Here is a 16,713-nt window from a genome sequence, read left to right on the forward strand (position 1 = left end):
GCAAGGATCAGAGACAGACAGCAAGATAGGAGGCTGACCCATGCTGACCGATATCTACGCCCGCTCGATGCTGACCGCGACGCGCCAGGACTGTGTGAAGCTGCGCGATCTGCCTACCGCCAAACCGCTGCCCCGCGCCTATGAGGCACCGCCCCGCCGCAAGGGGCTGCTGAAACGGCTGGCCGGCTGGCTGCGCCGCCGCCCGGTCAAGACGCGCTGCATCCATCCGCAGAACATCTGAGGGATTGATCCTGAAGAGAGAAAGAAAAAGCGCCGGTTTTCCAGGAAACGCGCGAACAGATCGGAAAACCGGCGCATGACCCGTTCGGCCTGCACGTCGGCCTAGCGGGATGTCATGCTGCTTTGGCGGGGATGTCTGCCAGGCAGCAATGTCTTTCACTTGCCTGTGTAGCGCGGTTCGCGGCGGCGCAGTTTGACACGGATCAAACAGCCGCAAAAATTTGCCCGTCTCTAGCAAAAAACTATTCTCATCCCATGGCCAACGGAGAGAACAGACAGGCAGACGCCGGGAACCGCGCTCCGCTGTCGGCGGCCGAGGTCGGCGCTTTGGCGCATTTGTACCGCGGCGAGGTTTACCGCAGCGTGATGTGGCGCACCCGGCTGGACATCACCACCAACTGGGCGGTGGTGACGCTGGGGGTTGCGCTGTCGATTTCCTATTCCTCGCCCGAAGCCTCGCCGCTGCCGCTGATCCTGGTCGGCATCCTGATCATCTTTTTCCTGATGCTGGAGGCGCGGCGCTACCGGTTCTACAACGTGTTCCGCGCCCGCGCGCGCTGGCTGGAGAAACATTTCTACGCACCGATGCTGTATGACGGCGATCTGCATCTGGAGGAAAACTGGCAGAAGGTGCTGGCGCAGGATTACAACCGGCCGGACTATCACATCAACCTGCTGCAATCGATCGGGCGGCGGATCAAGCGCAACTATCTGTGGGTGCTGCTGATCCAATCGCTGGCCTATGCTGGCAAGATCGCGGTCCATCCCCGCCCCATCGAGTCCTTTGATCAGGCGCTGGAGCGGGCGGAGATCGGCCCGCTGCCAGGCGGCGTGGTGATCGCGGCAGGCGTTCTCTATGTGGTGAGCTGGAGCTGCATTGCCATCTGGAGCAGCCTTTACGACCAGCAGGGGCTGGGCATCCACCCGCCGGCATCGGGGCGCAAGCCCAAGACCCTGGCGGCTTCAGCGGCGGCTCAGGCCGCCGGCCAGAGCCACCAGAGATAGGACGCATAGCCTGCCAGCAGCACCGCCCCCTCGCGCCGCGACACCCGCAGGCCGGTCCAGGCCAGCGCCAGGAAGCCCAAGGTCACCAGCACCATCACTGGGTTATCAAAGCCCGCAATCCGCCCCGGTACCTCAGAGGGCGCGATCAGGGCCGTTGCACCGCCGATCCCCATCAGGTTGTATATGTTGGAGCCGATGATGTTGCCGAACGCCATTTCGCCCTGACGCCGCAGCGCCGCGGCGACAGAGGTCGCCAGTTCGGGCGCGGAGGTGCCCACGGCAACGATTGTCAGGCCGATCACCGTTTCGGAGACCGCCATCGAGCGCGCCAGCTCCACCGCGCCATCCACCAGCAGGCCGCCGCCGCCGATCACCAGGGCAAGCCCGGCCAGGGCGGTTGCCAGCGGCCGCCACATTGGCAGCCTGGGCTGGCTTGCAGGCACAATCGCCGGATCGACGCCTTCCAGCGCGGCGGCCTTGTCATACAGCGCGCCGTGGTCTGCGGCGGTTGTCCGCTCCTGCCGGACGGCCAGCCAGATATAAGCTGCCAAAGCCAGGACAAACCCTGCCCCCGCAGCCCGGGTCACCGGCACCGTTGCGGCAAGTACGGCAAAGACCAGCGTCGCGGCCAGCATGACACCGCCGTCGCGCCGCAGCGCTGCCGACTGCACCGCCATCGGGGCAATCAGGGCGGAAACGCCGGCAATCAGCAGGATATTGGCAATGTTGGAGCCTGTGATGTTGCCATAGGCAATCCCCGGCGCCCCGGCCAGCGCTGCCCGCACCGACGTCACCAGCTCCGGCGCCGAGGTGCCGAAACCGACTAGCGTCAGCCCGATCACCAGCGGCGAGACGCCAAAACGCTCTGCCACACGCACGGCACCGCGCACCAGAAACTCGCCGCCCAGGATCAGCAGAACAAGCCCGCTCAAAAGCGGCAGCCAAATATCAAACACGCAAAACCTCTCCGGAAATGCGCCTTTGGAACTGCCAAGGGCGCGCAGACAGCGCCCCTGCTGCCTTCCCTTTGCGGCTCGGCGCAGAAACGTCTAGCGCGGAAGTGAGCGTTCACCGCGTGGCTTTCAAGATGCGGCGGCGGTCATTTCTGCAAGCCTCTCCCGCTTGCGGACCGCAGTGCAGCAGGCAGGCCGCTGGCGCGGTGCAGGCAAGGCCGCCACAGGATCCGGGCGCCTGCCCGGACGCCCAGAACCTGCGCGGAATTTACGTTTCCTTATCGGCACTCGTGTAACGGTTCCCGTCATCACGCCTCTCCCATTGGCGGTGCAACCGCGAAAAATTGTTCCTAACGCGTGCTGACGCCCGCGCCAGATAGAAAGTCAGATACAGCTCATGGCAATCTTGGATTGGGTAAAAGACCTTATCGCCAGCAAGAAAGGCACAAAAGGCGACGATTTGATGGACGGAACCACCGGTGACGACACGATCGACGCGGGTGCGGGCCAGGACACCGTCGCCGGTGAAGAAGGCAGCGACATTATTGATGCCGGCGAGGGCGATGACGTTGTCTATGGGGACATGGGCGACGGATTCGAGCAGGGCGCGGACGCCTCGCCGCTGGTGCTGGACATCAACAACATCCAAACGGTGTCGCACGACGGCTACACCGGGTCGGCGGGCGATTACGCCGTCTTCAGCGATATCGCCGTTCTGGAAGACGGCACCAGTGTCTGGGGCAGGCTGGTTCTGGTCGAAAAGTCCAACGATTACATGTCGGTGCAATTCGGGTACGACGCTGGCGCGGAAATCCTGCTGAACGGCGATTCTCCCGGGGACCGGGCCACGTTCCGGCTGGAGTTCTTCGATCCCGCCACCGGAGAGCCGGTCTACCTGAACTCTACCGCCACCTTCAACGACGTTGATGACAACAGCAGCTATGGCGATGCCGAGGCGGTCATTATCGACGGCAACAGTTTCACCAGCTTCGGGGTAGCGGAGGACACCTCGCTTGGCACGGCAATTGACGGCAGCATGGTCACGGCCACCGGGTCGGAGAAGAATGACTACACGGATCAGGACGCCTGGTTCTCCGCCGCCTTCGAAGACCGGTCCTCGATCGAGTTCACGCTGCAGACGCGCGACGGCCTGGCCGGTTTCACGCTGTCCGGCGATGTGATCGAAGACGCCGTTGTCACGCCCATCGAACAAGGCAACGACACCGTTCTGGCGGGGGATGGCAACGATGTGGTCTACGGCCAGGGGGGCAACGATGTCCTGTATGGCGAAGACGGCGACGACAGCATGGAAGGCGGCGCCGGTGACGACATCCTGGAAGGCGGTGCCGGCGCCGACACGCTGATCGGCGGCGACGGCGGCGACACTCTCTCCGGCGGCGATGGCGACGACTATATCGAAGGCGGCGCCGGCAATGACAGCCTGACCACGGGCCTCGGCAACGACACGCTGATCGGCGGCGAGGGCGACGACACCCTCAGAAACTCTGCCGGCGACGACAGCCTGGTCGGTGGCGTCGGCAATGACAGCATCATCGCGACCGACGGCAATGACACGCTGGAAGGCGGCGACGGCAACGACACCATGTACGGCGGCAATGACAACGACCTCTTGGTTGGCGGCGCCGGCGATGACCTGATGTATGGCGAAGCCGATGCCGACACCTTCAAGATGTCGGACGGGTTCGGCAATGACACGCTGGAAGGCGGGGAGGCGGGGAACGACTACGACACCGTCAACTTGTCCGATGTCACCACCGGCGTGACCGTCACTTACACCGGGGATGAGGCCGGCACGATCACCGATGGCACCGACACGATCACCTTTTCCGAGATCGAGTTGCTGAACCTGACGGATCAGGGCGACATCGTGAATGCCTCGGCTGACAGCGCCGGGGTGACGATCGACGCCGGCAAGGGCGACGACACCATCACTATGGGCGCCGGCGACGACCTGATCACAGGCGGCGAAGGCTATGACCAGCTGATTTTGACCGGCGGCGGCGGCACCGACACCGTCAGCGACTTCAGTGTTGGCGATGACGACGCCGACGGTTTTTACAACGACCAGCTTGATGTGTCCGGGCTGACCGGCGGCACCGGCCCCGGCGGCGCCATCCGCGCCTGGGACGTTTCCGTCACCGACGACGGGTTCGGCAATGCGCTGCTGACCTTCCCCACAGGCGAGAAACTGGTTCTGCAGGGGGTTGCGCCGGCGCAGCTCTCCACCGCGCCGCAGCTTTACTCCGCGGGCATCCCCTGCTTCACACCCAATGTTCTGCTGGCCACCCGGCGCGGTGCGGTTCCTGCCGGGCAGATCCAAGTGGGCGACATGCTGCAGACCGCTGACAACGGGTTCCAGCCGGTCATCTGGACCGGCAAGCGCACCCTCAGCCCGGCGGAACTGGCGCTGCGCCCTCATCTGCGGCCCTATTGCGTCCGCCCGGGCGGCCTGCTGCGCCCGGAGCGGCCGATGCTGCTGTCGCCGCAGCACCGCCTGCTGACGGGGCCGCAGGCCTTTGACCGGGAAACCCCGTTCGGCGAAAGCTTCCTGTCCGCGAAACTGCTGGCGGAGATCGACCCGAACTGCTCCCGGCAGCCGGTTGCGGACAGTCCGGTCACCTATGTGCATCTGATGACAGAGCGGCACGAGGTGATCTTTGCCGAAGGCATCGCAACGGAAACCTTCTGGCCCGGCCCCGAGGCAATGCGCGGGTTGTGCGCTGCGGACAAACGGGAGCTGTTCAGCCTGTTCCCCGAACTGGCGGCAGTTCACGGCCTGACAGGCGAACAGGGCCGGGAGCAGGTGCGCGGTGTCTACGGCGGCCTTGCCCGCCTCCCGCTCAAGCGGCGCGACCTGAAAGATCTGCAGGCCGCCTGATCCCAAGTCATTTGGCTTGCTTAGCCCTCTGCCGGGCCGGGGCACTGTGCCCCGCCCGGCCCTGCCTGCCCCCTGCCCCTTCTGCTTTGCACCCAGCAGCCTGACCTGAGCCAGCGGCCCGAGGCGGCGGCGCCGTCGTGACGGCCGCAGCCGACAAGCGCAGGCGCGAAGATTGCGAAGCCTCACGCGGTTTTGCCGGCCGCCTCTGTGGTGTTTCAGCGGCGCGGCTGCATAGCTCCCCCTTGCGCACAGCCTGCCCCAAAACGGAGAAGGGCCGCCCGCCGGGCAGCCCTTTCCTTGTTCTTCTATTACCCGGTCCGGCTTATTCGCCGCCGCCCAGCTGGTGGACATAGGCCGACACGGCGCGGATCTGCGCTTCGGTCAGGCGGGTGTTCCAGGCCGGCATCACGCCATAGCGCGAATTGGTCACGGTCTCGGTCAGGGTGGCGTAGTCGCCGCCATAAAGCCAGATCGCGTCGGCCAGGTTCGGCGCCCCCTGCGCGCGGTCGCCGGTGCCGTCTTCCATGTGGCAGGAGGCACAGTTGTCAGCGAAGATAACCGACCCGGCCTCAACCTTGGAGGCGTCCTGCGGCTCACCCGACAGCGACATCACGTAGTTGACCACCTGGGAGATTTCTTCCTTCTCCAGAAGCTCATCGCGGCCGAAGGCAGGCATCTCGGAATAGCGCGCTTCATCGCTGTCCTCGTTGCGGATGCCGTGGGCCACCGTGGCGTGGATGTCTTCCACCGAGCCGCCCCAGAGCCAGTCGTCGTCCAAGAGGTTCGGGTAGCCCTTGGCGCCGGCAGCACCGGAGCCGTGGCACTGGGCGCACCAGGTCTTGAACACGGCGGAACCGGCAGAGACGGCATAGGTGTTCAGTTCCGTGTCGTCCGCGATGGCGACCAGCTCAGCCGCTTCCAGCTTGGCGTTGACTGGCGCGTTGGCTTCTTCCACCGACGCGATTTCAGCCGCCACGTCGCCGCGGGTGGACCAGCCCAGAATGCCTGCCGTGGCCGAGTTGACCAGCGGCCAGGCCGGATAGGCGATGGTGTAAAGAACACCCCAGATGATGGTGGCGTAGAAGGTCCACAGCCACCAGCGCGGCATCGGGTTGTCGAATTCCTCGATCCCGTCCCACTCGTGGCCGGTGGTCTTCGGATCGCCCTCGAACTTTTGCGATTTCTTGCTCATACCCTCGCCTCCTTAGTCGCGGCGGGTTTGTCGCCCTTGCGGGGCGCGGCTGTCTCGTCGCCCTTGCGGGGCGCAGGTGCATCGACGTGGCGGAACGGGATGTTTGCGGTATCCTCGTAAGCCTTGGTGCTGCCTGGGCGGAACGCCCAGACAATGATGCCGATGAAGACGGTGAACAGGAACAGCAGCATCCAGCTGTCTGCGAATTCCCTGAGGAGCGTATAGAGTTCCATCCTATCCTCCCTTACCGGCTTGCATCCGGGGTGAAGGTCGAGAAGTCGACCAGCGTGCCCAGCATCTGCAGGTAGGCGATCAGCGCATCGGCCTCGGAGACCCCCGGCTGACCATCGAAGTTGCGCACGTTGACCTTGTCGCCATAGCGCTCCAGCAGCCCGTCATAGTCGCTGTCCGGATCCGCCTGGGCGCGGAAGTCGGCCTGTGCGGTTTCGATCATGTCCTCGCTGTAGGGCGTGCCCAGCAGCGCGTTGGTGGCCATGATGTCGCCGATGTATTTGCCGTCGATCTTCTTGTCTTCGAGGAAGCCGTATTTCGGCATCACCGATTCCGGCACCACGGCCTGCGGGTCGCGCAGGTGGTCGACGTGCCAGTCATCCGAGTAGCGGCCGCCCACCCGGGCCAGATCCGGTCCGGTCCGCTTGGAGCCCCACTGGAACGGACGGTCGTACATTGACTCCGCCGCCAGCGAGTAGTGGCCGTAGCGTTCGACCTCGTCGCGCATCGGCCGGATCATCTGGCTGTGGCAGACATAGCAGCCTTCCCGGATGTAGACCTCGCGGCCCGCCAGTTCGAGCGGGGTGTAGGGACGCATGCCCTCCACCTCCTCGATGGTGTTTTCCAGGTAGAACAGCGGTGCAATCTGCACCAGTCCGCCGATGGTCACGACCAGGAAACTGCAGATCAGCAGGAGGGTCGCGTTGGTCTCGAGGATCTTATGTTTGTCGAGAATAGCCATTGCTCCGGCCCTCCTTATTCAGCCGGGACCTGAACCGACAGGCTGGCCTCTTTGGCCGGGGCCCGGCGGACGGTCATCCACAGGTTGTAGCACATGATGAGGGAGCCCGCGAGGAACATGACCCCGCCCAGACCGCGCACCACATACATCGGGAACTTCGCTGCCACGGTGTCGGCAAAGGAGTTCACCAGGAAGCCGTTGGCGTCCACTTCGCGCCACATCAGGCCTTCCATGATACCGGTCACCCACATCGACGCGGCGTAAAGAACGATGCCGATGGTGGCGAGCCAGAAGTGCCAGGACACGAGGCTGAGCGAGTACAGGCGCTCACGCTTCCACAGCACCGGCACCAGATAGTACAGCGCGCCGAAGGTGATCATGCCGTTCCAGCCGAGCGCGCCGGAGTGCACGTGGCCAATGGTCCAGTCGGTGTAGTGCGACAGCGAGTTCACCGCGCGGATCGACATCATCGGGCCTTCGAAGGTGGACATGCCGTAGAAGCCGACGGAGATCACCATCATCCGGATCACCGGGTCGGTGCGCAGCTTGTCCCAGGCGCCCGAGAGCGTCATCAGGCCGTTGATCATACCGCCCCAGCTGGGCATCCACAGGATCACCGAGAACACCATGCCGAGGGTCGAGGCCCAGTCAGGCAGCGCGGTGTAGTGCAGGTGGTGGGGACCCGCCCAGATGTACAGGAAGATCAGCGCCCAGAAGTGGATGATCGACAGCTTGTAGGAGAACACGGGACGTTCGGCCTGCTTCGGGATGAAATAATACATCATGCCCAGGAAGCCTGCGGTCAGGAAGAAGCCCACGGCGTTGTGGCCGTACCACCACTGCACCATCGCATCTTGCACGCCGGGCCAGACGATCACGGACTTGGAGCCCCAGATCGACACCGGGATGGTCGCGTTGTTGACCAGGTGCAGCATGGCGACGGTGACGATGAAGGACAGGTAGAACCAGTTCGCCACGTAGATGTGGGGTTCCTTGCGCTTGATGATGGTGCCCAGGAAGACGGCCAGATAGGCGACCCAGACAATGGTCAGCCACAGGTCAACGTACCATTCCGGCTCCGCATATTCCTTGGACTGGGTGCCGCCCAGCAGGTAGCCGGTTGCCGCCAGCACGATGAACAGCTGGTAGCCCCAGAACACGAACCACGCGAGGTTGCCGCCCCACAGGCGCGCCGCGGAGGTCCGCTGCACCACGTAGAAGGAGGTTGCGATCAGAGCGTTGCCGCCAAATGCAAAAATCACTGCGGAAGTGTGCAGCGGGCGCAGACGGCCGAAATTGGCAAACCCTTGCGCCCAATCGAAATTCAGCGCCGGAAAGGCCAGCTGGAACGCAATGAAGGTCCCGGCCAGAAACCCGACCACGCCCCAAAGGGCGGTTGCAATTGCACCAGCGCGCACAACGCTGTCGAAATACTCATTTTCCACACCTGCAACTGCCTTTTTCGGCTCATTGGTGTGGCGCAAAGTATAGAGGAACAGCCCGCCAGCCACGATCATCACGATGACCGCATGCACCTGGTAAGCCAGATCCCGCGCGTAATTGGTACCGATCATCGCAAACAGCGTGACCAGACCAAGCGCTATCAGCTTGATATAGTTAGACATCTTGCGTCCCTTTGCCGTGCCCCCGCGAATCCTGCGGATACGGGGACGTTAATAGACCGCGCTCTTCTTGCAAAACGCGCCTCTCTCCTGCCTTGATCTGCATCAAGACGCTTCCCGCCGACATGTGACACTTCTTCCCGTGCTTTGAAAATCCCTTCGCCGGGGCCATGGGGGCCCGCGGCGCAGACCCCGCCGGGAGGTGTCATGTCCTACAAATCCTTGCTTACTGTCCTTACGGCTGCGGAAACCGCAACCGCGCCTCTGGCGCAAGTTGCGGCTTTGGCAGAGGAATTCGGTGCCCATGCCGATGCGCTCTGCCTCGGCGTCGACCGCACCCAGACAGGCTATTACTATGCAGGCGCCAATGCGATGGTGCTGCAGGAAACCCTGGCCCGCGCCCAGGAAGAGGCCGAAGCGATCCAGGCCGGCGCCGTGGAAACGCTGCAGCGCGCAGGCGTGCCTTTTGCCACCGACAGCGGTGTTGCGCAGATCGCGGACCTTGGCCGCCACGTGGCGCGCCACGCGCGGTTCTCCGACCTGGTGGTGCTGGGCAAGCCCTATGGCAAGGAGAAGCGCGCCGAGGCCGAGCCGATTGTCGAATCGGCCCTGTTCGAGGGCCGCGCACCGGTGCTGGTGGTGCCGGACAAGGGCGAGCCCCTGCGCCGGCCCAAGACCGTGCTGGTGGCCTGGAACGAAAGCATCGAAGCGATGACCGCGATCCGCAGGTCGCTGCCCTTCCTGACCGGTGCCGACCTGGTGCGCATTGCGGTCATCGACCCGCCGCAGCACGGGCCGGAACGCTCCGATCCGGGCGGCATGCTGGCGCAGATGCTGTCCCGCCACGGCGTCACCTGCGAGATCGACGTGCTGAGCAAGACGCTGACCCGGGTGTCGGACATCCTGAACCGCCATGCGGCCGATACAGCCGCTGACCTGATCGTGATGGGGGCATACGGCCATTCCCGCTTCCGCGAGGCCATTCTTGGCGGCGCCACCCGCAACATGCTGGAACAGGCGGCGGTCCCGGTGCTGATGGCGCATTGACGCCCTGGCCTTTCCAGCCGGATGCAGCGGCAAAAGGCGCCCCCGCAGGGCGCCTTTTCCAGTTCCGTGCGCCAGCAGCCTAACGGGCCTTGCGGATGAGGCCGATCAGGAAGAGCAGGATCACCGCCCCGATCGTGGCATGGACCAGCGACCAGAAAAATCCGCCTCCCGCCGCAAAGCCCAGCGCCGGAAAGATCATCCCGGCCAGAAAGGCGCCGACCACGCCGACGATGATATTGCCCAGGAGGCCAAACCCCCGCCCCTGCATGATTTTGCCCGACAGCCACCCGGCCAAGGCTCCGATGATCAGCATCCCGATCAGGCTTCCAAACTGCATTGCCGCCTCCGTTTTTGTGGTGCTGCCAGTAGATCACAGTCCTTTTGCCGGGTCACGCCCTGGCTTCAGGTTGCCGGGGTCCGGATTTCTGCCAAACGCCCCCGTGGCTCTCCCGCCCGTCGTCTGCCCTTCCTGTTGGAAGGGCTTCCTCCCGTTGGGCATGGCACCGCTGCGCGGTGCCGGGCCCAAGGCCGCCAGCGGGTCCGGCACAGCCGGGTATGCGCGGGCGCGGGAGATCCCCGCCTGCCCTCTTGCATCAAACGTATTAGGTCACGCGGGTTTGGCCGCAGCGCAGACCCGCGCCGACGGGCCGCCCGCAACCGGCGGCAGGTGAATCAGGGAATGCTCAGAATGCCGCCCGCGCCCTTAGCCCAGGAAGCCGCCGTCGCTGTCGTCGCCGGCCTCTTCCATCAGGCGGCGCATGTCGGGCACGGTCACATGCCGCTTGCCCTCCAGTTCGATGATGCCGTCCTTCTTGAGCGCCGAGATCTGGCGGCTCACGGTTTCCAGCGTCAGGCCCAGGTAATCGGCCATCGCCTCGCGGGTCAGCGGCAGGTCGAACACCATCCGGTTGGTGGCGCCGCCCGGCGTCAGAGTGGCATCGCGCCGCGCAATGATCGCCAGCAGGCTCGCGATCTTTTCGCGCGCGGTCTTGCGGCCCAGCACCAGCATCCACTCCCGCGCCGCGTCCAGCTCGTCCAGCGTCATCTCCAGAAGCCGGTGCGCAATATGCGGCGTGCGCTCCATCAGCTCCTCGAACGGCTTCTTGCGGAAGCAGCACATCACCACATCGGTGGTCGCCGCCACATCGTAGGCCGCGCCTTCACGTCCGGGGCGGCCGACAAAATCGCTGGGCAGCAGCAACCCGACCATCTGGGTGCGCCCGTCCTCCATTGTCTGGGTCAGAGACGCAATGCCTGACACCACCGAGCCGACGAAATTCATCACGTCGCCCGACCAGATAATCGGCTGCCCCGCCTCATAGGTGCGGTAGTATTTGATGGCATCCAGCTCCTCCAGCTCATCCGCATTGCAACGCGCGCAGACGGCACGGTGGCGGATCGGGCAGTCCCCGCATCTGGACTGTGACAGGATAGGAGCGTTCATTTCGGGGGTCCGGTTGATCTGGGTCAAGGATTGGGCTCGCGCGTACCCTTAACGGTAATGGAATGGATCAGAAAGCTCAATTGGCCAAACTCGGATTGTTTGACGCCAGAGTGCCGCGCTATACGAGTTATCCAACAGCGCCGCATTTTGGCAAAGCAACCGATTCCGCCCAATTTTCCAATTGGATATCCAGTGTTCGCGCGGGCAGCAAAATTTCCTTGTATGTGCATGTGCCTTTCTGCCGCAGATTGTGCTGGTTCTGCGCTTGCCGCACCCAGGGCACCCAATCGGACGCGCCTGTAGCGGCCTATGTGGAGGTTCTGAAAGCGGAGATCGCCTTGCTCCGCCGGCAGCTGCCAGAGGGTATCACCCTGTCGCGCCTGCATTGGGGCGGCGGCACCCCGACCCTGCTGAACGCCAGCCAGATCCGGGATCTGGCCGCAGCGATTACCGGCGCATTCCCGCTGGCGCCATATGCCGAGTTCTCGGTCGAGATCGACCCGAACGAGGTCGGCGACCGGCGCCTGGATGCGCTGGCCGGGGCGGGCATGAACCGCGCCTCTGTCGGAGTGCAGGATTTCGACAGCACCATTCAGCAGGCGATCGGCCGGATCCAGAGTTTCGAGACCACCAAGCGGGCCATCGACATGCTGCGGGCACACGGGATCGGCAGCCTCAACGCCGATATCCTGTTCGGGCTGCCGCATCAGACCCCGGAGCGAATGACCGAAAGCGTGCAGAAGCTGCTGTCGCTCACCCCTGACCGGGTGGCCGTCTACGGCTATGCCCATGTGCCCTGGATGGCCGGGCGCCAAAGCATGATCCGCTCCGACACGCTGCCAACGCCGGAGGCGCGGCTGGAACTGTTTGAGACCGCCCGCCAGCTGTTCCTGTGGGACGGCTACCGGGAGATCGGCATCGACCATTTCTCGCGGCCCGCGGACGGGCTGGCCATTGCCCAGCGCAGCGGCCGGTTGCGGCGCAATTTCCAGGGCTATACCGACGATCCCTCAGACGTGCTGATCGGCATCGGCGCCTCCGCCATTTCAAGATTCCCGCAGGGCTACGCCCAGAACGCCCCAGGCACCTCGGATTACATCCGGGCCATCCGCGCAGGCCAGTTTGCCACCGCCCGCGGCCACGTCTTTCAGGGCGAGGATTTGCTGCGGGCGCGTCTGATCGAAGCGCTGATGTGCGATTTCCGGATCTGCCGCCAGGAGATTCTGTCCCGGTTCGATGTTTCCCCGGACCGTCTGGACGCGCTGCTGCGCAGCACCGCAGAGGCGTTTCCCGGCATGCTGGAACTGTCGCCTGCGGGTCTGGCCATCATGCGGGAGGCCCGGCCGCTGACCCGGATGATCGCCCGCAGCCTTGATGCCTATGAGCTGAGCAAAGCAGGGCACAGCCCGGCGATCTGAGCTCCCGGCCAGAGGTCCATATCGGTATCGATAGCTGGCGCAGGCTGCTGTCTGATTGCATACTGGATTTGCGTTCCGGGATTCCCCATCGCAGCGCAAACGCAGGCCTTTCCGCGTTTGCAAGCGTTGTTCCTCCCGGAACGCGACGAGGCTGCAGACGCAGCCGTTTCCAGCGGTCCGTTTCAACCCGCTCTGGTACTCGGGTACGGGACGGGACCGGAATTTCAGAACCGAACCATTTGAGAAAGGCCGGGATGCCAGTCCCGGCCTTTTCAAAAGTCCAGAAGGCCGGACCTGACGGCAATCGCCAGCGCCTCCTCGCGCGTCTTCGCGCCCAGTTTGCGGCGGGCGGACAACAGGGTCTTTCGGACGGTGACCTCAGCGATTCCCAGTTCGTGCGCGATGCGGGTGTTCAGATAACCCGCGGCCAGCAAGGCCAGCATCTGTTTTTCCCGGCTCGACAGAGCGCTGCCTCGATCCTGAGCTGGGAAGGCCGGATACTCTTCCCCAAAGCCCGGCGCGCCGATAAAGGCAGCAACAGCCGTTCCTGCCTGCCGGATCTTCTCAAACTGCTCCGCGGTGAACTCCGATGCTGTTTCGCCAGCACAAAACACGACCGTCTTGCTGGTGCCCGGACAAGCCCCCGCAAACCGCATCGCATACCCCAAGGTGTAGCCCATATCCCAGGTCGTCCAATTGAAGTCCAAATGCCGCTGGCTTGGCGCCGTTGCGCGCTCCAGCGTGCCGGTTACGTGCAGCGACGGGTAGAACGGCAGACCGATTCCCGAAACAAACTGGTCCACTTCGTAGAATTTCTGCTGCGCATATTCGGCAAGGAATGCCCGGGTCATGCTGCTTCTCAGCCAAAGCAGCCTGCGGGTTTTTATTTCAACTTCCGCCACGTTCAGCGCAATAGCTCCGAGCGAGGCCATGACCTCGTTTGCAATACGCCACCTGTCAGCGCTGGTCCGTGCTGACATGAATCTTTCATAAAGATCCATTCCACTCTTTTGCATGGCGGTATTTTTGCATAATTTTACGCAGTTTTAAACTGATTATCATTTATGCACTCTATGCGCGCACCGTTAACGCTCATTATACCCGCAACCCCAAGAGTTTATCCGGCGGCGGCCAAAAGCCTTCTGGTATAGTCCTGCTGCGGGTTGCGGAACAGGGCATCTGCAGGCCCGGCTTCGACCACATCGCCCTGGTTCATCACCAGCACGCTGTGCGACATTGCCCGCACCACATTCAGGTCATGGCTGATGAACAGATACGCCAGCCCGTAGCGTGCCTGCAGATCGCGCAGCAGTTCGACAATCTGCACCTGTACCGTCATGTCCAGCGCCGAGGTCGGCTCATCCAGCACCACCAGCTTGGGCCGCAGCACCATGGCGCGGGCAATGGCGATGCGCTGGCGCTGGCCGCCGGAGAACTCATGCGGGTAACGGTCCATTGCCGCCGGGTCCAGCCCCACCTCGCGCATCACCTCGGCCACCAGTTCGCGGGTGTCGCGGTGCTGGTCCACCTTGTGGATCGCCAGCCCCTCCGCGATGATCTGGGCGCAGGTCATCCGCGGGCTGAGCGAGCCGAACGGATCCTGAAACACAATCTGCATATCCTTGCGCAATTTGCGCAGGTCGCGGGTCGACCATTTACGCAGGTCCTGGCCCTGAAAGGTGACCTGCCCTTCAGAGCCGATCAGCCGCATGATCGCCAGCGCCAGCGTGGTCTTGCCGGAGCCGCTTTCACCCACGATCCCCAGCGTCTCGCCCGCGCGGACAGAAACCGTCACCGGGTTCACCGCCTTCACATGGCCCACAGTGCGTTTCAGCAGCCCCCGCTGGATCGGGAACCAGACCTTGAGATCACGGGTCGCAACCAGCTCTTCGGCGCCCTGCGGCACCGGCGGCGGGGTCCCGGACGGTTCGGCGGCCAGCAGTTTCTGCGTATAGGGGTGTTTTGGGGCGGCAAAGATCTCCGCCGCCGGGCCTTCCTCGACAATCTCGCCGTCTTTCATCACGCAGACCCGGTCGGCAATGCGGCGCACGATGCCAAGGTCGTGGGTGATGAACAGCAGCCCCATGCCCTCGCTTTCCTTCAGCTCCGCCAGGAGGTCGAGGATCTGCGCCTGGATGGTCACGTCCAGCGCCGTGGTCGGCTCGTCCGCAATCAGAATGTCGGGCTTGTTGGCGAGCGCCATGGCGATCATCACCCGCTGCCGCTGTCCGCCCGACAGCTGATGCGGATAGGCGTTGAGCCGGCTTTCCGCATCGCGGATGCCGACCTTGTCCATCAGTTCCAGGATACGCACCCGCGCCGCTTTGCCGGTCAGGCCTTGGTGCAGCGCCAGCGACTCCTCAAGCTGCCGTTCGATGGTGTGCAGCGGGTTGAGAGAGGTCATCGGCTCCTGGAAGATGAAGCTGATGTCATTGCCGCGCACCCGCATCAGGTGCTTTTCACTGGCCCCGACCATCTCGGTGCCGTCATAGGTGACGGAGCCTTCGACGATGGCGCTGTCGCCCAGCAGAGAGACTGTGGACAGCGCCGAGACCGATTTGCCGGAGCCCGACTCGCCCACCAGCGCCACGGTCTCGCCGCGGCCCACCGAGAAGGACACGCCGCGCACGGCCGGGGTGATCTTGCCGTCCTGCCGGAAGGAGACGCGGAGGTCTTTAACGTTCAGGAGGGGGGCTTTGGGTGTGTTGCTCATTATGTTTTGCCTCTGGCACGCCGCTCAAAACCCGGGCCGCTTGCGGCCCGGGTCGCGCCTGCCTGCCCCCCGGCAGGCGCAACCCTGGTATTTTTCTCAATCATGAAAACGTCTTCCTCGGATCGAACGCATCCCGCACGCCCTCAAAGATGAACACCAGCAGCGACAGCATGATCGCGAAGGTGAAGAAGGCGGTGAAGGCCAGCCAGGGTGCCTCCAGGTTCTGCTTGGCCTGCAGCGTCAGCTCGCCCAAGCTGGGCGCCGAGGACGGCAGGCCGAAGCCGAGGAAGTCCAGCCCCGCCAGCGCAGATATGGTGCCGGTCACGATAAACGGCAGCATGGTCAACGTCGCCACCATCGCATTGGGCAGCATGTGGCGGAACATGATGGTCATGTTACCGACCCCCAGCGCCTTGGCCGCGCGGACGTATTCCAGGTTCCGGGCACGCAGGAACTCGGCCCGCACCACCCCCACCAGCGCGGTCCAGCCGAACAGCACCATCAGGAACACCAGCAGCCAGAAACTGCGCCCCAGGATCGCAAACATAATGATGATCACATAAAGCGTCGGAGTGGAGCTCCAGATCTCGATGATGCGCTGGAACACCAGATCCAGCCAGCCGCCGAAATACCCCTGCACCGCGCCGGCGAGGATGCCCAGCACCGTGGCGGCGCCGGTCACGATCAGGGTGAACAGGATCGACAGGCGGAAGCCGTGGATCACCCGCGCCAGCACATCGCGCTTGGTGTCATCTGTGCCCAAAAGGTTCTGGCCATTGGGCGGCAGCGGTGCCGCGCCGGGGCGGTCGACGGTGGTGTTGAAGCTGTAGGGGATCGGCGGCCAGAGGGTCCAGCCTTCCTCGAACCCATCGGCGGCATAGGTGCCTGTAGCAATCTCCTCAAGGATCACTTCAGGCTCATCAAAGCAGTCCTCGATCCCGCCGGAGCGGATCAGGCATTCCACTTCCGGGTCACTGTAAATCGCCTCGGTCCGGAAGTCACCGCCGAATTGGGTCTCCGGGTAGAACTTGAAGACCGGCGTGTAAAGCTCGCCACGGTAGCTTACGAGGATCGGCTTGTCGTTTGCGATGAACTCGGCAAACAGCGATAGCGTGAACAGCACCGAAAAGATGATCAGCGACCAGAAGGCACGCTTGTTTTTGCGGAAATTGTTCCAGCGGCGCTGGTTCAGCGGGGAAAGCGCCAT

15 protein-coding genes are annotated in these 16,713 nt (G+C 63.8%); 5 read left to right on the top strand and 10 right to left on the bottom strand.

Annotation, left to right across the window (positions count from 1 at the left end; genetic code table 11):
• Positions 1–40: 40 nt before the first annotated feature.
• On the top strand, positions 41–241 hold the full coding sequence (locus tag R2C4_RS14190; protein WP_141891145.1) for a hypothetical protein: 201 nt from the start codon (positions 41–43) through the stop codon (positions 239–241).
• A gap of 254 nt (positions 242–495) precedes the next feature.
• A complete protein-coding gene (locus tag R2C4_RS14195; RefSeq protein ID WP_141891146.1) occupies positions 496–1,245 on the top strand; it encodes a DUF2270 domain-containing protein in 750 nt (249 codons plus the stop codon).
• Here the strand turns inward: R2C4_RS14195 and R2C4_RS14200 are convergent.
• On the bottom strand, positions 1,215–2,201 hold the full coding sequence (locus tag R2C4_RS14200; protein ID WP_141891147.1) for a calcium/sodium antiporter: 987 nt from the start codon (positions 2,199–2,201) through the stop codon (positions 1,215–1,217). The two genes, R2C4_RS14195 and R2C4_RS14200, sit on opposite strands and share 31 nt — an antisense overlap.
• Before the next feature lie 394 nt (positions 2,202–2,595).
• Here R2C4_RS14200 and R2C4_RS14205 point away from each other — a divergent pair, with 394 nt between their 5' ends.
• Positions 2,596–5,097 carry a Hint domain-containing protein gene (locus R2C4_RS14205; RefSeq protein WP_141891148.1) on the top strand — a complete coding sequence of 834 codons (2,502 nt, stop codon included), beginning with the start codon at positions 2,596–2,598 and terminating at the stop codon, positions 5,095–5,097.
• 322 nt (positions 5,098–5,419) lie between these two features.
• Here R2C4_RS14205 and ccoP read toward each other — a convergent pair whose 3' ends face one another.
• Genes ccoP through ccoN form a run of 4 tightly spaced genes read right to left on the bottom strand, consistent with a single transcriptional unit; the run spans position 5,420 to position 8,887 of the window.
• Positions 5,420–6,289: a cytochrome-c oxidase, cbb3-type subunit III gene (gene ccoP, locus R2C4_RS14210; RefSeq protein WP_141891149.1), complete on the bottom strand. Its 870-nt coding sequence runs from the start codon at positions 6,287–6,289 to the stop codon at positions 5,420–5,422.
• Positions 6,286–6,522, bottom strand: a complete 237-nt coding sequence (locus R2C4_RS14215; RefSeq protein WP_141891150.1) for a cbb3-type cytochrome oxidase subunit 3 — start codon at positions 6,520–6,522, stop codon at positions 6,286–6,288. Before R2C4_RS14215 ends, ccoP begins: the two co-directional genes overlap by 4 nt.
• 11 nt (positions 6,523–6,533) lie before the next feature.
• Positions 6,534–7,262: a cytochrome-c oxidase, cbb3-type subunit II gene (ccoO, locus tag R2C4_RS14220; protein WP_058285092.1), complete on the bottom strand. Its 729-nt coding sequence runs from the start codon at positions 7,260–7,262 to the stop codon at positions 6,534–6,536.
• Positions 7,263–7,276: 14 nt separating this feature from the next.
• Positions 7,277–8,887 carry a cytochrome-c oxidase, cbb3-type subunit I gene (ccoN, locus tag R2C4_RS14225; protein ID WP_141891151.1) on the bottom strand — a complete coding sequence of 537 codons (1,611 nt, stop codon included), beginning with the start codon at positions 8,885–8,887 and terminating at the stop codon, positions 7,277–7,279.
• Between the two features lie 204 nt (positions 8,888–9,091).
• Between ccoN and R2C4_RS14230 the strand changes: the two genes are divergently transcribed.
• The gene (locus R2C4_RS14230) at positions 9,092–9,931 is read left to right on the top strand and encodes a universal stress protein (RefSeq protein WP_058285090.1); all 840 of its coding nucleotides are present in this window, start codon (positions 9,092–9,094) and stop codon (positions 9,929–9,931) included.
• 79 nt (positions 9,932–10,010) lie between these two features.
• On the opposite strand, the gene R2C4_RS14235 is transcribed toward R2C4_RS14230, so the two are convergent.
• Both R2C4_RS14235 and fnrL read right to left on the bottom strand, forming a co-directional pair.
• Positions 10,011–10,268 (bottom strand): GlsB/YeaQ/YmgE family stress response membrane protein, encoded by a 258-nt coding sequence (locus R2C4_RS14235; RefSeq protein WP_058285089.1) that lies wholly within the window; start codon positions 10,266–10,268, stop codon positions 10,011–10,013.
• A gap of 366 nt (positions 10,269–10,634) precedes the next feature.
• The gene (gene fnrL / locus R2C4_RS14240) at positions 10,635–11,375 is read right to left on the bottom strand and encodes a transcriptional regulator FnrL (protein WP_058285088.1); all 741 of its coding nucleotides are present in this window, start codon (positions 11,373–11,375) and stop codon (positions 10,635–10,637) included.
• A 62-nt stretch (positions 11,376–11,437) separates the two neighbouring features.
• Between fnrL and hemN the strand changes: the two genes are divergently transcribed.
• Positions 11,438–12,793: an oxygen-independent coproporphyrinogen III oxidase gene (gene hemN, locus R2C4_RS14245; protein WP_141891152.1), complete on the top strand. Its 1,356-nt coding sequence runs from the start codon at positions 11,438–11,440 to the stop codon at positions 12,791–12,793.
• A gap of 272 nt (positions 12,794–13,065) precedes the next feature.
• Here the strand turns inward: hemN and R2C4_RS14250 are convergent, their stop codons facing one another.
• From R2C4_RS14250 to R2C4_RS14260, 3 genes are all read right to left on the bottom strand, one after another.
• A complete protein-coding gene (locus R2C4_RS14250) occupies positions 13,066–13,794 on the bottom strand; it encodes a helix-turn-helix domain-containing protein (RefSeq protein ID WP_058285086.1) in 729 nt (242 codons plus the stop codon).
• A 116-nt stretch (positions 13,795–13,910) separates the two neighbouring features.
• Complete coding sequence (locus tag R2C4_RS14255) at positions 13,911–15,506, bottom strand: ABC transporter ATP-binding protein (RefSeq protein ID WP_141891153.1); 1,596 nt, start codon at positions 15,504–15,506, stop codon at positions 13,911–13,913.
• A gap of 100 nt (positions 15,507–15,606) precedes the next feature.
• A complete protein-coding gene (locus R2C4_RS14260; protein WP_141891154.1) occupies positions 15,607–16,713 on the bottom strand; it encodes an ABC transporter permease in 1,107 nt (368 codons plus the stop codon).

Source organism: Leisingera aquaemixtae (genome assembly GCF_006740765.1).
Lineage (GTDB): Bacteria > Pseudomonadota > Alphaproteobacteria > Rhodobacterales > Rhodobacteraceae > Leisingera > Leisingera aquaemixtae.

Coding starts and splice junctions, on each gene's coding strand:
- R2C4_RS14190 (WP_141891145.1), top strand. CDS start 41: ATGCTGACCGATATCTACGCCCGCTCGATGCTGACCGCGACGCGCCAG.
- ccoP (WP_141891149.1), bottom strand. CDS start 6,289: ATGAGCAAGAAATCGCAAAAGTTCGAGGGCGATCCGAAGACCACCGGC.
- R2C4_RS14195 (WP_141891146.1), top strand. CDS start 496: ATGGCCAACGGAGAGAACAGACAGGCAGACGCCGGGAACCGCGCTCCG.
- R2C4_RS14205 (WP_141891148.1), top strand. CDS start 2,596: ATGGCAATCTTGGATTGGGTAAAAGACCTTATCGCCAGCAAGAAAGGC.
- fnrL (WP_058285088.1), bottom strand. CDS start 11,375: ATGAACGCTCCTATCCTGTCACAGTCCAGATGCGGGGACTGCCCGATC.
- R2C4_RS14255 (WP_141891153.1), bottom strand. CDS start 15,506: ATGAGCAACACACCCAAAGCCCCCCTCCTGAACGTTAAAGACCTCCGC.
- R2C4_RS14260 (WP_141891154.1), bottom strand. CDS start 16,713: ATGGCGCTTTCCCCGCTGAACCAGCGCCGCTGGAACAATTTCCGCAAA.
- ccoN (WP_141891151.1), bottom strand. CDS start 8,887: ATGTCTAACTATATCAAGCTGATAGCGCTTGGTCTGGTCACGCTGTTT.
- R2C4_RS14215 (WP_141891150.1), bottom strand. CDS start 6,522: ATGGAACTCTATACGCTCCTCAGGGAATTCGCAGACAGCTGGATGCTG.
- R2C4_RS14230 (WP_058285090.1), top strand. CDS start 9,092: ATGTCCTACAAATCCTTGCTTACTGTCCTTACGGCTGCGGAAACCGCA.
- R2C4_RS14235 (WP_058285089.1), bottom strand. CDS start 10,268: ATGCAGTTTGGAAGCCTGATCGGGATGCTGATCATCGGAGCCTTGGCC.
- hemN (WP_141891152.1), top strand. CDS start 11,438: ATGGATCAGAAAGCTCAATTGGCCAAACTCGGATTGTTTGACGCCAGA.
- ccoO (WP_058285092.1), bottom strand. CDS start 7,262: ATGGCTATTCTCGACAAACATAAGATCCTCGAGACCAACGCGACCCTC.
- R2C4_RS14250 (WP_058285086.1), bottom strand. CDS start 13,794: ATGGATCTTTATGAAAGATTCATGTCAGCACGGACCAGCGCTGACAGG.